At 56.0% G+C, this 14,059-nt stretch carries 18 protein-coding genes; 9 read left to right on the forward strand and 9 right to left on the reverse strand.

Annotated elements, in window-relative coordinates:
- Window positions 1–4: 4 nt before the first annotated feature.
- The 3 genes from BSG17_RS22285 to BSG17_RS22295 all read left to right on the forward strand — a co-directional run bounded on the left by BSG17_RS22285 (window position 5) and on the right by BSG17_RS22295 (window position 3,740).
- Window positions 5–1,183, forward strand: a complete 1,179-nt coding sequence (locus BSG17_RS22285; protein WP_089827595.1) for a cysteine desulfurase family protein — start codon at window positions 5–7, stop codon at window positions 1,181–1,183.
- Window positions 1,184–1,373: 190 nt separating this feature from the next.
- The gene (locus BSG17_RS22290; protein WP_089827596.1) at window positions 1,374–3,179 is read left to right on the forward strand and encodes an SWIM zinc finger family protein; all 1,806 of its coding nucleotides are present in this window, start codon (window positions 1,374–1,376) and stop codon (window positions 3,177–3,179) included.
- 18 nt (window positions 3,180–3,197) lie between these two features.
- The gene (locus tag BSG17_RS22295; RefSeq protein WP_089827597.1) at window positions 3,198–3,740 is read left to right on the forward strand and encodes a hypothetical protein; all 543 of its coding nucleotides are present in this window, start codon (window positions 3,198–3,200) and stop codon (window positions 3,738–3,740) included.
- Between the two features lie 85 nt (window positions 3,741–3,825).
- On the opposite strand, the gene BSG17_RS22300 is transcribed toward BSG17_RS22295, so the two are convergent.
- The 6 genes from BSG17_RS22300 to BSG17_RS22320 form a co-directional block, all read right to left on the reverse strand.
- The gene (locus tag BSG17_RS22300) at window positions 3,826–4,329 is read right to left on the reverse strand and encodes an IS630 family transposase (protein WP_089827598.1); all 504 of its coding nucleotides are present in this window, start codon (window positions 4,327–4,329) and stop codon (window positions 3,826–3,828) included.
- Window positions 4,326–4,517 carry a helix-turn-helix domain-containing protein gene (locus BSG17_RS28785; RefSeq protein ID WP_211609286.1) on the reverse strand — a complete coding sequence of 64 codons (192 nt, stop codon included), beginning with the start codon at window positions 4,515–4,517 and terminating at the stop codon, window positions 4,326–4,328. Before BSG17_RS28785 ends, BSG17_RS22300 begins: the two co-directional genes overlap by 4 nt.
- Window positions 4,518–4,564: 47 nt before the next feature.
- Window positions 4,565–4,807 carry a helix-turn-helix domain-containing protein gene (locus tag BSG17_RS27665; RefSeq protein WP_211609288.1) on the reverse strand — a complete coding sequence of 81 codons (243 nt, stop codon included), beginning with the start codon at window positions 4,805–4,807 and terminating at the stop codon, window positions 4,565–4,567.
- Window positions 4,808–4,945: 138 nt separating this feature from the next.
- Window positions 4,946–5,785, reverse strand: coding sequence for a VOC family protein (locus BSG17_RS22310; protein WP_089827599.1), 840 nt, complete (start codon window positions 5,783–5,785; stop codon window positions 4,946–4,948).
- A gap of 29 nt (window positions 5,786–5,814) precedes the next feature.
- A complete protein-coding gene (locus tag BSG17_RS22315; RefSeq protein ID WP_089827600.1) occupies window positions 5,815–6,306 on the reverse strand; it encodes a DoxX family protein in 492 nt (163 codons plus the stop codon).
- Window positions 6,306–7,007: an SDR family NAD(P)-dependent oxidoreductase gene (locus BSG17_RS22320; protein WP_089827601.1), complete on the reverse strand. Its 702-nt coding sequence runs from the start codon at window positions 7,005–7,007 to the stop codon at window positions 6,306–6,308. Before BSG17_RS22320 ends, BSG17_RS22315 begins: the two co-directional genes overlap by 1 nt.
- A 62-nt stretch (window positions 7,008–7,069) precedes the next feature.
- On the opposite strand from BSG17_RS22320, the gene BSG17_RS22325 reads away from it, so the two are divergent.
- The 4 genes from BSG17_RS22325 to BSG17_RS26435 all read left to right on the forward strand — a co-directional run bounded on the left by BSG17_RS22325 (window position 7,070) and on the right by BSG17_RS26435 (window position 9,943).
- Window positions 7,070–7,426 carry a winged helix-turn-helix transcriptional regulator gene (locus BSG17_RS22325; protein ID WP_089827602.1) on the forward strand — a complete coding sequence of 119 codons (357 nt, stop codon included), beginning with the start codon at window positions 7,070–7,072 and terminating at the stop codon, window positions 7,424–7,426.
- Between the two features lie 615 nt (window positions 7,427–8,041).
- A complete protein-coding gene (locus tag BSG17_RS22330) occupies window positions 8,042–8,263 on the forward strand; it encodes a hypothetical protein (RefSeq protein ID WP_089827603.1) in 222 nt (73 codons plus the stop codon).
- 295 nt (window positions 8,264–8,558) lie between these two features.
- Window positions 8,559–9,536, forward strand: a complete 978-nt coding sequence (locus BSG17_RS22335) for a DUF7983 family protein (RefSeq protein WP_089827604.1) — start codon at window positions 8,559–8,561, stop codon at window positions 9,534–9,536.
- A 107-nt stretch (window positions 9,537–9,643) separates the two neighbouring features.
- Window positions 9,644–9,943, forward strand: a complete 300-nt coding sequence (locus BSG17_RS26435) for a helix-turn-helix domain-containing protein (RefSeq protein WP_139246761.1) — start codon at window positions 9,644–9,646, stop codon at window positions 9,941–9,943.
- Window positions 9,944–10,187: 244 nt separating this feature from the next.
- Here the strand turns inward: BSG17_RS26435 and BSG17_RS22340 are convergent, their stop codons facing one another.
- Window positions 10,188–11,072, reverse strand: coding sequence for an IS1595 family transposase (locus BSG17_RS22340; RefSeq protein ID WP_089827605.1), 885 nt, complete (start codon window positions 11,070–11,072; stop codon window positions 10,188–10,190).
- A gap of 157 nt (window positions 11,073–11,229) precedes the next feature.
- Between BSG17_RS22340 and BSG17_RS22345 the strand changes: the two genes are divergently transcribed.
- Window positions 11,230–12,060: an endonuclease/exonuclease/phosphatase family protein gene (locus tag BSG17_RS22345; RefSeq protein ID WP_170864918.1), complete on the forward strand. Its 831-nt coding sequence runs from the start codon at window positions 11,230–11,232 to the stop codon at window positions 12,058–12,060.
- Window positions 12,061–12,235: 175 nt separating this feature from the next.
- Entirely contained in the window at window positions 12,236–12,841 is a 606-nt protein-coding gene (locus tag BSG17_RS22350) for a hypothetical protein (protein WP_089827607.1), read from the forward strand.
- Window positions 12,842–12,938: 97 nt separating this feature from the next.
- On the opposite strand, the gene BSG17_RS22355 is transcribed toward BSG17_RS22350, so the two are convergent.
- Together BSG17_RS22355 and BSG17_RS22360 are read right to left on the reverse strand one after the other, a co-directional pair.
- The gene (locus BSG17_RS22355) at window positions 12,939–13,130 is read right to left on the reverse strand and encodes a DUF7333 family protein (RefSeq protein ID WP_089827608.1); all 192 of its coding nucleotides are present in this window, start codon (window positions 13,128–13,130) and stop codon (window positions 12,939–12,941) included.
- A gap of 59 nt (window positions 13,131–13,189) precedes the next feature.
- Entirely contained in the window at window positions 13,190–13,846 is a 657-nt protein-coding gene (locus BSG17_RS22360; RefSeq protein ID WP_089827609.1) for a site-specific integrase, read from the reverse strand.
- Window positions 13,847–14,059: the final 213 nt, after the last annotated feature.

Below are 14,059 nucleotides of genomic sequence, written 5' to 3' on the forward strand. Positions count from 1 at the left end.
GTACATGCCTGAGGAGTTGTCGACGCCGATCTATCTCGACCATCATGCAACCACTCCGGTCGATGAACGGGTGCTATCTGCGTTTCAGCCTTACTTTACCGAACAGTTCGGTAATCCCGCAAGTGTTGACCACTCATTTGGCGCGGAAGCCAAGCGGGGAGTCAAGCGCGCGCGCAAGCAACTCGCGAACGCTTTCGGAACCCGTCCCGAAGAGTTCATCTTCACGAGCGGGGCGACTGAATCAGACAATCTCGCCATCCGCGGGGCAGCAGAGTACGCTATTAACCAGGGCGACGGATCTCATATCATCACTACGGTCACAGAACACGATGCGGTCTTAGAACCCTGTGAGCATCTAGAAGATGAGGGATTCGACGTTACTTATCTCCCAGTGGACGAACACGGCCGAGTTGACGTCGCTGACGTCGCTGACGCCATTCGCGAGGAGACGATCCTCGTTAGCATCATGGCCGCCAACAACGAAATTGGCACTTATGCCCCGCTTGCGGAAATCGGTGAACTCTGCAAAGCCGAAGAAGTACTGTTCCATACCGACGCCGTCCAGGCAGTCGGCTACCGAGAATTAGACGTTGACACGTTGGGCGTTGACCTGCTGTCGCTCTCTGGCCACAAAATCTACGGCCCTAAGGGGATCGGGGCGCTATATGTGCGGCGTCGCCGTCCAAAGGTCCACCTCAAACCGTTACTTCTAGGGGGCGGTCAAGAGCGTGGTTGGCGGTCTGGAACACTAAACGTTCCGGGGATCGTCGGGCTCGGCGAAGCTGTCCGGCTCGCCGACTCAGAGCGCGAAGCTCGCGTGGTCCATGCACGCGAACTGACTGACTTGCTCTGGGAATTGCTGACCGACGAGCTTGACAACCTCACACGGAATGGCCACCCAACGGACGGGTTGCCGAACAACCTGAACGTCAGCTTCGGCGGTGTGGAGAACAAAGCCTTGGTGAAGCTGTTGCAACCGGAGATCGCAGTCTCTGCAGGGTCTGCGTGTACCACTGGGAGTGTTGAGGCGTCACACGTGTTGCAGGCAATTACGGACGATGAGTCACGCTGGCACTCCTCGATTCGGTTCGGGATTGGGAAGGATACGACCGAGAGAGAGATTCAATACACTGCAGAGGAGGTAACGGCGGCAGTATCCCGGTTGCGGAAGTTACAGTTCTGATTTCACGTCTGAAATATTCACTGACAACGAAATTCCTTAGTGCGAATTATCGTTCAGCAAGCAGGGGTGCCAGAGAGTATCAACGGAAAAGTGAGTCCGGAGAGTATTAACCAACAGACTCTACGATATATCGACACTGTTGGTTAATTAGACAGTATTTCATCGAGAGCTACCGTAGAGTGTAGTATCGATGGAACGGACACCGGCACTTACCGAGGCAACAATCCGCGACCTTGCACGGCCACAGTCCTACGATCGGGGTGAGGACTACTACGAGCGGGGTGCCGTCTTTGACGTCACACGCCGTGGTGACCTCTTGCAAGCGGCAGTTGAGGGCAGTCAGTACGACCCCTACCAAGTGCAAATCGAACTCGATGAGACCGGTATCGTCGGCACGCAATGTTCCTGTCCGTACGATCACGGCGGCATCTGTAAGCATCGCGTTGCCGTTCTGCTGACGTACATCCGGGCTCCCGACGGCATCACCCAGCGCCTATCGATCTCCGAGCTGGTCGCCGACACAGACCCCGAAGAACTTCGGGACCTCCTCGTTGACCTCGTCGAACGTCGGCCTGAACTCGCAGAGTGGATCGAAGCCCGACTTGAGGCTGCCCGGTCAGAAGGCGCAAGCGATGATTCCCGCGAACGGAGTCCACTCATCAACCAAGACGCGATTCGTCGCCGGGTTCGGACCATCCTCCGTTCTCCGAGGGGTGGCAGTCCTCGCGACCCGTATGTGGCGGTCAAAGCCGATGTCGAGGAACTGGAGAACCTCCTCGAGCAAGCGTGGATCGCTATCAACGCCGGTGACGGCGAGACAGCACTGGATGTGCTCGAACCGTTGGCAGATGAATTGATGGACGAGGAGTGGCTCGGGCTCTCGTACGACGATTCTCAAGGGATTTTTGAGTTGCTCGACGAACTCGACCACGCGCTAGCCGAAGCCCTTCTCACGACCGATCTCTCTGAGGCCGATCGTGACCACTGGGAGGACCAGCTCCAGACCTGGGCGAACGAGATGGAGGGCTATACGAACCGACCACCGTACAACGTCGCCCTCGAGGCGGTGAAGCACGGTTGGGACTCCGACCCGATTCAACAGGTGATGCAGGGAGAGATCAGCGACGCTGATCTCTGGGAAGAAGAGCCGCCCTGGTACGCCGAGGATGTCATCAGCGCTCGACTCAATGTCCTCGAACGTCAGGACCGCATCGAGGAGTACCTGAATCTGGCAACCGCCGCCGACTTAACCAACGCATACGTCACCATGCTCGTCACAGAAGGGCGTGTTGAGGAAGCCATCGAGTATGGACGGACCAATCTGAGTTCGCCCGATGAAGCGCTTACCCTGGCCACGGTGCTTCGGAACCACAAGTGGCCAGATGCGGCACTGGAAGTCGCTCGGCAGGGGTTGACTCTGGACGGGAGCGGGAAGGCCGAATTAGCTACGTGGCTCCGCGACTGGGCCAGCAGTGTGGATGAGGACGAAATCGCGCTGGAGGCAGCCATTGCTGCGTTCAAAGTGTCGCCGTCGCTCGCGGCGTACCAAGCGACCGAAGAGCTCGCCGGCGAGGACTGGTCGGCTGTGCAAGCGGATCTCCTCGAGTATCTGTCGGAACAAGCGACTGAGCAGTGGACTGCGAGACAGCACGTCGAGATTTTCCTGTATGCGGACCAGTACGACGAGGCCATCGACATTGCAGACCGCTTCCCGAATGAGGACGTAGTTAAGCCGGTCGTCAAGGCCGTCTGGAAGGACCGTTCGCAGTGGGCAATCGACGCTTGCAAAACCCAGGCCGAACCGATTATCGAACAAGGGCAGTCCCAGCGATATCGAGACGTAGTTCAGTGGTTGGGAATCGCTGGGAAGGCCGCCCACTCAGCAGGGAGAGGAGACGCGTGGTGTGCGTATCTCGAGGACCTCGTTGAGCGACACAGTCGGAAATACAAGCTGGTGCCATTGCTGGAGGAACTCTTTGATGAGTTCTCGTGTTGAATATGAGCTGAGGGAACCATGCGAAACGACACCGAGGAACAGGTGCTTACCACACTCGACCAGCATGATATCAAGTTGCCGCAGGATGGTCTGACGAGAGAGAAGATTCGATCACGGGCGTTTGCCTTCCAGTTCGAGGCGAACGAATCACTCTCGTTTCGCATCGAACGGCATCCGACGATGTACCTCGCCGACATGGGAGTGCGAGGCAGTGACGCGTCACCCGCTCGGTTTCACGTGCTGACGGAGTATCGGCTAGACCTGTCGGATAGAACCTGGGACGTGCAGGAACTTGATTCGACTTTCGAGTATGATTGGTGGATGGTGCTTGAGGCTGAACTTGGTGACACCGGCATGGGCGTGGTTCTCCGTGATCAGATTCGAGAGGTCCGGAATGCTGGTGATTCTGAGGCTGCATTCGAGGAAACCTTTGCATCGTTGATCGACCACTGGGAGGAGAAATTCGACGAATATGAAGGCAGAAAAGTGCCTGTGGAAGACAAAGAAGCAATCCTTGAGCTTCTCGTAGAGACATTGAGGGAAGAAGCGGGGGTGGATTAGCGCGGTCTTATAGGGTTAGCAAAAGGATTCAGACAATCACTCTATCTACTCTTCAGGAGTTGTTAGAATCGGCTGCTGATAGGGATCAGCAGAGATACTCATAGATATTCGGTGAGTTGAGAGTCGGAAGTTTACTTGTGAGATACGCCTTCAGCTCGGGGAGTGTGAGATAGAGTCTGTTGGCACGTCCTTTGTTCACTTGACGCCAGCACTGTTCGAGTGGATTCATTTCTGGTGCGTACGAGGGAAGGTATTCAAGAAGCAGGCCGCGAAAGCCGGCCTGCTTCTTGAGGTGCTTCGCTATGAAATACGACGCGTTGTCTAAGACAATCACCAGTTCCTTGCCGAACTCTTCTTGGAGGGCTCGCAGAAAGTGGGCTGCAACCTTTCCGGTAAACGATCCCTCAACGAACGAAATGAAGCGGTCACCGACGACGGTGACCGCGCCCAACAGATTAACCGAGCCACGACCGCCCGAGACCGGCAGTCTCGGGCGGGAGTTCACCGGAAACCACCCGCGGTTTTGCTTGGTCTTGATCACTTGCGTATTCTGATCGATCACGACGATCCGGTAGCCTGCCGCCTTCAGCGTCGGCCACTTTTTTTGAACTCACTCCGCCAGCGCTGTTGTTCGGCGGGATCTGCCTTGTGGTGGCGCGGGCGGGCTGTCTGATACGACAGGCCCGCCCGCTTCATCACCCGATACATATGCGCGAGTGAGTACTCAACGCTGAACGTTTCAGCGATGTAGTCACGAACGAGAGCTGGTGTCCACACCGGCTCATCGTAGCCTACTTCCGACGGCGACGCCGCCAGCGTCGCCGTCAGATCTGTCCACTGGTCGTCGGTGAGACGAGTCGATTGACCGGGGCGACGGTGTCGAGCCAATCGTACACCGTTTGTTCGGGGAACCCGAGCAACTTCTCTATCTCTGCCGGTGATTTTCCCTGCCGATACAGCAGAGCGCTCGTGAGGCGTTTGACCGCCTTCGCATCCGTCTCCGTGCGCAGTTGCTGGCGCAACTGCTCCTCATCGACACGATCTAGCTTGCCGCCCCACGTTGTCATGAGATACTCTACGCGTCCTGAAGATATGAACGAGTCTGAGAATCCCTATGAATAGAGAGGGTGACATCGCTCACACTAGGACTCACCGAAAGCTGCCTTTGAGAGGATCTTACGAGCAGACTACGTCTGGACGATGAACTAGGTCTCGACTAGAAACCGAACCTCAATCTCGTCTGAATCCGTGATTGAGATTCCCTTGTCGGTCTCAGTCACTGTAGCTTGACTGCCCGCGAGTCGGTCTCGAAGCGCATCGAGTGCTTGTGTCTCTGGAAGAATCACCTCAAACCAGGATAGTCCTCGACCGCTGGCTGGCCCCGTTCGATGGTGCCACATATTCGCCCCGATATGATGATGATATCCCCCGGCGGACACAAATGACGCGGCGGGTACGGTCGTTTGCACCTCGAACCCGAGGGTCTCCACGTAAACGTCCCTGAACGCGTCCAGCGAAGAGACCTCAAGATGGATGTGCCCGATATCCGTTCCGGGAGGTGCCTGGGTGTTCCCTGTGGCCGCGGCTTCGATAGTCTCGAGATCGAGCGGCTCCGTGCTGATCCGAACACGGCCGTCGTCGCTGCGGGGCCACTCGTCGCGTGGGAAGTCGCGGTAGATCTCGATTCCATTCCCTTCCGGGTCCGTGAGGTACAGAGCCTCGCTCACCCAGTGGTCTGAGGCGCCACCGAGCTGCCAGTGGTCCCGTATCCGGGCCAAAGCATCACCGAGCGCCGCCCGCGAGGGAACTCTGAAGGCGGTGTGGTAGAGCCCGGCGCTCGATCGGTGTCGTGTGGGCGCGTCTGTATCGCCCTCCAAGACGAGCAGCGGAGTGTCCACAACACCGAGCACCGAACGGGTATTGGATTCCCCGAGCACACTGAGGCCAACGACGGTCCGGTAGAACTCGGTTATCTCCTCAAGGTCCGAGACTCGAATCGCTGTCCGTCCGATACGTGCCCCCTGCGGGAGTACGTCTGTATTCATTGATGCCATTAAAATGGACCGAGTGCTGCTTATCCGTCTGTGCCCCTCGACTGGGACGAGTCAGGGGAAGAGTCCTCTCGGTCGAACAACGCATGTTCGATTGAGAGCGCTCCAGGGCCACTCAGGACAAGCGCTACTGCGATCAAGGTTAGCGTGAGCGTTAGTTCGATGCCGTCACCTGAGGCTGGATATCCGTTGGGAAGGTGGTACAGGATTGTTGCGACGAGCATATCGATGGCGATCACCGCGCTTGCGAGTCGAACAGCCAAACCGACCAGCAGCAAGATGCCGCCCACAAGTTCGATGAGACCGACTCCCCACGCGGCAATCGTGGGAAGCGGAACGCCGAGGCTCGCTAGAAAGCCTGCGAAGCCCGAGATACCCATCGGTTTCGGCCCGATTGCGAAGACTTTGCCGACGCCTGCGATAAGCATTGGAATCCCAAGCGCGAGTCGAGCAAGGACCAGGCTCCACTGCGTAGTCGTCTCGGATAGTCGTTGAGGTGACACAGTCTGCACCATTATTCCTCTAGCTCCGGCTGACCACCAGTCATCTGGACGATCTGCCCCGTCACACCCTCGTTCGAAAGCAGGTGGATTACTTCATCGACGATCGCTTCCGGAGCCGTCCACGCCGAGAAGTCGGCATCGGGCATCGCCTCACGGTTCCCCGGCACATCGATGAGGAACGGGGCGACTGCATTGACCCGGGTATCGAGTTCGACATCGAGCGACTCGGTCAGTGTGCGAACCGCACCTTTCCCAATGTTGTAGGCGAGGGTTCCCGCTACCGGATCGAGTGCGCGGTCGGAACTGAACAGGACAACGCCGCTCTGGGAGGTGAGGTGGTCCGCGAAGGCCTTGACTGTCAGGAACGCCGTCGTCGCGTGACGATCCAGTGCAGCCCGGAAGGCATCACCGTCGGTATCATCGATGCCGCCCATCGAGAACCCGCCAGCGAGCCCGACGATGTGATCAACCGAACCATGTTCGTCGGAAACAGTCTCAGCGAAGGCTTCGACCGCCGCCTGATCGGTCAGATCGACCTGGTAGTACGAGATCTCCTCAGCGTGCTCAGCGCGGGTCTCTACCTCATCTCTCGCCGTTTCGGTGACGTAGGTGCCGATGACGTTGGCGCCGCTGTCGACGAGCGAATCCGTCACATACGGGCCCATGTTGCCGGTCGAACCGGTCACAAGTACCGTCGAGTGTTGTAGTTCCATTACATTACCTAGTTTGTTTCCAAACCCATATATAGTTCAGGCAACAATAGTGTGACCAAGTAATGGCGACCCAACCACCATCGGCTGAAACCGACGACGACACCGAGGTCAAACAGCGAAATGCGGACGTCTGCAACGTCGTCGGAGCTATTGAGGAGATGGGGGCGAAGTGGAAACTTATCGTCCTCAACGACCTGCGCGACGGTGAAAAACGGTTCAACGAACTCAAGCGCTCAACGGGCGCGAGTTCCTATACGCTCTCGCGTGTGCTCGATGATTTGGAGGAGCAAAGATTCATCGAGAATCGGAAGGAGTTCGAATCGCCAGTGGCAAGCTACTACACCCTGACCGAGAAAGGCGGTACGCTCTGTCCTGTGTTCGATGCAATAGATGAGTGGGGCGAAGACTGGCTCGAATAGATTCGTGATTGCTGTTAGAGGACCGATGCGCTGAATAGACTTCCCGAACCGATCCCCCCGAACGGTCGCCAAATAAAGATTGACCAGTGACTAACTTGCGCCCTGAGTTCAGCACGGTCGCGACAAGCTATTTGATCTCTGTCACAAAACATCAATTTCCATCTCGCTACTGTTGCAGTTGCAGTTGTTGCTTTTGCGCGCGCGACGTAGGAGTATCCACAACCGATGCCGGGAGAACAACTACCCTGACAGCATAACCGCCAGTCGATATTGAGAGCCTCACTAAGATGAAGGTAGTATATTCATGGGACAGACCTATAATGGGATGCGAAGAAGCTGAGTTGCCGGGTAAAACGCCCTGGGTCAGAGGGCGTTGTGGGAGCCGGAATGCCTTGTGCGCTCCTACCTCTCCCCGGTTCTGTTCGTGGAGAGATGGGATGCAACTGGACCGTTTCTCGTTCAAGCAAAAATAGATACTGGCCGAAGAGGGGAGAAACTGTTTAAGAGACTGTCATCCCCAGATCTGTCGTCAAAGGTATCACTAGAGTGACCGGAGACAGACCAAGAGCAGAGCTAATCCCAACAGTGACCACACCCGACAACGAATCAGTAGTAATGCGAAACCCATCGACTCCCCTCACGCCGTCCCAACAGGCGGCACTCAAACAGATCACGCAGGGTATCGATGACGAGAGCGAGTCAGTCAAACAGGAGACAGCAGTTGGGTACATCGTCGATGGTGGCTTTGAGCAGCCAGAGGCGCAGAGTTTACTTGAGCAGCTGTTGTTGAAAGGGTATCTCTACGAGTCCAAACACGGGCTCAAAATCACGAAGTGAATCGAGACGAAGTACGGTATCAGGCCTGTCGTCTGAAGAGCAGTCTCTCTGCAACAGCAAGCATCCGCCGGCGTATTAACCAACACAAGCCACCTCAACACGATCTGTTGGTTAATACACTGCCGTTCATCGATAGCAACACACCACCGTTTCCGGAGCTCCAGCAGAGGAGCGGTGCATCAGTCGTCGCCAGAGCAGCGAAATTTGGAGTGGTATCGGGTCGACGAATCCGTCCAGACCCACCCTCCAGAAATCGAGGCCGAGATGTTTTATCGCCAGACAGCAAGTATCGGATATGCCATTCAGCGCGAGTTGGCACACGCTGCTCGAGGAATGCGACGCGCTTCCCGATGGGGCAACACTCGTGACGCCGCTCACGGACAAGCGATTCCACATTACCGACAGCCAAGCACATCGCATCATTATCGAGTTCGTCGAGTCCGGTGACTCACAGCCGCTGCAGCGTGAGCAATTCGCCACACTCACCGAGCGAATCACCGAAGTCGGTGGCACGTTTGATCTGAGCCGACTTCCACCGGACGCCGAGCCCTATGCGACAGTTCTCAGTTTGCATCCACGCTACGAGTGCAACGAGCGGGCGGAGACGATTACCGAAACCGATGACCCGACGAGTTCACAGTTGGTCGAGAGTCGGCCTGCTGCAACCGAAAACCAGGATCGCGTTGAGCCGGATCTCGATGTCTACGCCGATATGCTGCTTCTCATCGATGCCCTCGAACGGCACGACTCAACAACACTTGAAGAGTGCGAGACGCCGGAGCTCATCAACCTCTACACGCTCTGTTCGGATGTCCAGCGCAACGCGGGTGACCTTCGCCAAACCGTCCGTGAACTCCTGCTTAGCCGGCTCCATCACGACCAACCCGTCCACGGTCAGTACGGATCCGTCCAGCGGACGACACGGCGTAATCGCACCCTTAAGGACGACGAGGAGGTACTGCGTGTGCTCAAAGAGGCAGGTGTTCCCCGAGAGCAAGTGCTGGGAGTTGACCGCGCGAAAGTCGACGACGCACTCGACGTGACCGGTCTATCAGAGGCAGCAGTCTTCGATATCGAAGAGAGTGCATACGTCCGCAAAGCCGACGTCGACGAAGAACACAAACAAACCCGGCTGCAAGGACTCAAAGACAGACTTGCAGGTAGCGACGAACCCGAAGCCGAGCAGTTACGCCACGAGGTAGAGGAACTCGAACAACGTATCGAAGAGCTGACCGAGTTCACACCCGGGACCGAGGTCGGTACTCGCTCCTAACGAAGTAGTTCCGTCAGTGAAGGCGTCAAACAACTCTGTTTCTATAGGGAGAAACGTAGTTACAGTGTCAGGGAACGTATTTTCGATGTGGTCTCTAAGAACGCCATATGTGCGATTCCAATACAAGTAGTGGTGATGTGAAAGTCACAGATGAAGATGTTCTGGAGGTGTTCAATGCGATTGAGCCACCAGCGGCGACGACGAGCAACATCGCGAACATCCTTGGGTGCTCGACGGATATCGCACGTCGCCGTCTAGAAGCGCTCTCTGATCGTGGTCTCGTGAAACGGAAGAAAGGCGGATCGGTGATTCTGTGGTGGCGACCGCGAGAGGATGTGAAGCCACCGACGCCCGTTGATGGGCCGGAGACGAACGCACTTGAGGAGACAGAAGCCTCGCTGAACTAACTGTGGCGACGGTGCTCCTCGATTCTGGGTTCTGGAATTATCTACGCGGTTCGGAACCGCAACGACTCATTTCACAAACCGGGCCATCGGATCATGCAGGCAGCGAATCGCGGTGACCTCCCGAAGCTACGGATTCTCTCACACAATCTGACCGGAAACACTCATCCTGAAGCTGTCTCTCTTACTCTCTATCGGAGGACACTCCCTATTAGACCCAACGCTCATGTGTAGCACATTGTTGATTTCAGAGAGTCGCTTTGACAGCGTGTTTGAGTGCTTCTCGCCCAGATTTTTCGAAGAGTTCGCTGCGTAGCTGAAAGGCGCGAAGATACTGTGTCAACTTGTCCTTCGAGACGCCTCGATGCGGCGAGAGCCAGCGTCGCGCCAGCGACGCGTGGCTCTCGCAGGTGTTGACGTGAACGTCTCCATCCACGTATTCTCCGTCACCGTGGACGACGTACTCGCGGTCGAACTCCTCGTCGTCCTCCAGTGGGTCGTATGCCCGAAATCCGTCGGTGTAGACGGTTAACGACTCCTCCTCGTGATCCGCGAGGAGGAGTCGCACCCTCGATTCGTCGGCGGATTTCGCTGGGACGACGTATCGCTGTCCCGTTCCACGATCAACGATGGTGAAGACGGGTGGTTTGTCTCCCTCATACGAGCCACGTCCGCGCGTGGACAGGCCACGCGAGCGCGACGGTTGGTCGCGCTCGCGGCCTTTCAACCCTGCAGAGACGTACAGCTCGTCGATTTCGATTGGTCCAACAAGGTCGAGTTGAGGCGCGTCGAGCGCTCTGGTGAAGCGCTCGACGCGCCGGTGCATCGTCTTGTAGGTCACACCGATCTCTCGGTGAAGTTGGCGGAGACTCGTATTGAACCGCAGAAACGCGTAGATCGAGAACAACCACTTGCGGAGCGCAACCTTCGAGTGGGCGAAAATTGTGCCCGTCTTATCGTTGAACGTGCGGTCGCAATTCTTACAGAGATAGCGTTGAAACGCCCCATAGCTGCCGTTTCTGACCGTCAGGTCAGAACGGCAGCGAGGGCAGGAAACGCCGTCACGCCAGCGAACCTGTTGGAGCAGGTCCGCTGCGAGCGATTCCGAGCTAAACACATCCAGCGGAATCATTCGTGTCGGACACCGCTAGCGCGGTGTCCTTGCCCTCTTCGATTTCAGAGCCACAGCTGAACGCTATCAACAATCTCCTACAGAAGAGCGTAGACCCAAAACTTGTGTCACAACGCCTGGAAAGTCGACTATAACTATGCGGGTGATGTCGTGGAACGTGAACAAGCCCTCCAACAGGAAAGGAAGGATCGACGAACAGATAGCGTTCATCGAGTCAAAGGACGTGGATATACTCCTTCTGCAAGAAGTCCGCCACGGGAGAGATATGAAATGGGCGGAACACTGGCGAAAACAGTTGGCAAAAATTGGGCTGGGAACAATTGAGGATAGCTTGGACTGGGCCGCAGAGCTCGCTTCGTCATCGGTCCCACCTCACGATGATATCGGCCATGACAATGGACACATCACGGCTGCCAGCCAGTCCTGGGACCTACAGTTGAACGACCAACTGATTCGAGAGCGATTGAAATCAAGCGACCGGAGCGTTTTTTCCACCAACTTTCCTGAGAAGATACTCGTCTCGGAGCTTGAAACACCCCGCAGAACAATTGAACTCTGGAATGTTCGGGCAGTCCCCGGGAATTCATGGGGTGAAGAGAAGATCAAAATATTCGAGACGGTATACAACAGGCTCACCGACACTGACAATCGAACCCGGATCCTTGTGGGCGATTTCAATACCCCCGATGAGGAACTCGCTGATGGTCAGGCAGTTCCGTTCGGATACAACAAGGACCGTGAGGTACGGCAGCGCTACGTCAACGCTGAGCTAAACATACTGAAAGGGCTCGGTCATCTCGGGATGGTGGACGTGTTTCGGGCCCAACACGGATATGGCGGACTTGAGATCGAAGACACAAGTTGGAGGAGCAAGCGGTTCGACCATATTTTCGCCACGAAGTCACTTGATGTGAGCCAATGCTACTACGACGTCGATGGAAAGGAACACAGTGATCACGCCCCTATTATCGCTGATTTCGAGCTATGATCCAATGACAGTTAGTGCGCCGAACTGAATCCGGTATGTCGCGCTACTGAATTTGTGCGCTCAGTCTAGCACAACCACAGAAGCTCACTCTGGTTCTATCAGAAGTCGCGTGCAATACAGAGGCCATATCCAGCGAATTACCGAGACTTATTTGTATTGAATAGATACCAATCACATGGGGATCGATTTTCCGAGGTGGGTGGGCAAATTCAAGGAGCAGTGGGAAAACAAGCCAATTGAGTTCTTGGACAAGTCCGGACGTTGGAGAGAAGACCCAGATCCACTGTTTAGTTCCATATCTGCAGCAATTCAATCGCGTGGTGAAATCTCGGCTGATGAGTTACTAAAGATCAGTCAGTGGAAATTGCAGGGGAAGAGGAACGATTCCAAAATAAAGCAAAACGAGACATCTGAGGTAGAACGTCGGAGTCGGATTGCTCTACAAGCATCAAATGATACGGAAGCAATTGAGAGTTTGACTCAGCTCTCGGGAGTCGGTGTTCCAGTAGCCTCAACCGTTCTTACAGTTGCTAAGCCGACTGAGTTCGCTATCATTGATTACCGCGCTTTCCGAGGGCTTGCGGCTGCGAAACCCGAAATAGTATCCCCCGAAGAGTATGCTACATACGCCGAATTTCTAGAGCATTTCCGAACGTATCTCAGGAAGGCGAAGACATATGAGTACTACATGACTCACCTTCGGGAGATTGCTGAGGAGCAGGCTCTCTCTGTGAGGGAAATCGATATGGCACTATGGGCATTCGACAAATCGAAGACATAACTGAGAGTGCTACAGATCCGCGTCTTCTGTTCAACTTCGAGGAGCCATGTGGTAACCCTCACCCTGCCGATCTGGGCTCTTTGAATTGCGCGAGGAATTACTGAGGTGACCGGTGCTCGCCGTATCTCATCCCGAGCCAGAACGCAGCTGCCGCGAAGATAGCCATCGACGGAAGCACCTCATAAGGACCGTCTGGAGGGGTCATGACGCCGCTTGCAGCCAGACCACCGACGCCAAGAATGATAATCGCGACTAAAATCCCTGCCGTTCGTGGAAGGTCGAACTCCATATCTACTCGTTGAATGTCTGGGTGGCACTACATTCGGGAATGAGTACGGTATCTGGACGTCACTGACTGTATTGTGTCCCAGACCGTGGCATCGTCCCGAGCTGTGGCCGATCTGCTTCGGGTTCACCACCGAGGAAATCGACTTTGGCGCACTCGCGTCGGATCGCCTCGGGTGAGAACTCGCCGAGATAGTGCCGGCGGAACGTATCCCAGTCGTCCCAACCACCGAAGGCCATTACAACACTCGGAAGCACACCCTGTTCGAGGAGGTGCGTTCCCCACGTCCGGCGGAGGTCATGCGGGCCAACGAACTGCCAGCCTTCGTCGCCAGTTTGCTCCTGGAGTCGGTCGGCTGCACGTCGTACCCAGCGATAGACGTACTTGTCGGGGACGTCGACGACAGGTGCATCATCGTCGCGGTCCCAAGCGAATGTCTCGACGATGCTGTACAGGTTGTCGGGAACAGGCGGCTCGCGATAGTGCTCGCGCTTGGCGTAGTCTTCCCAAATGCGGACGTGCTTCCCAGTGGGACCGGTGACGAAGTCCTTCGGGCAGACCTGAGTGATCTCACTCCGCCGCAAACCACAGTGTCCGCCGAGCAAGAACGCGATCTTCTGTTGAGGGCCGTCGGCCTCGTCGATGAGCTGTTGCATCTCGTCGGCGCTGAGCCAGACACGCATGCCGTCGTCGCGGGTGGGGTAGGGGTCGAGTCGCATGGCTGTCCTCTATTCTAGCTTTCCGGACAATGATACTTAAAGGATGGTTCGAGTGGGGGTGGTTTGAGCGGTCTGATTGAGGTGAGTTTGGGTGAGAATCACGGGTTCTCGGACAATATATTGACTTCACAGATATACTGTCAAGTTTTTGATTAGTTATGGTTTGCTTGGATGTACCGAATACAGGACGCGCATCAATCGTAGTTTTACAGG

Origin of the sequence: Halogranum amylolyticum, assembly GCF_900110465.1 — an archaeon.
Lineage (GTDB): Archaea > Halobacteriota > Halobacteria > Halobacteriales > Haloferacaceae > Halogranum > Halogranum amylolyticum.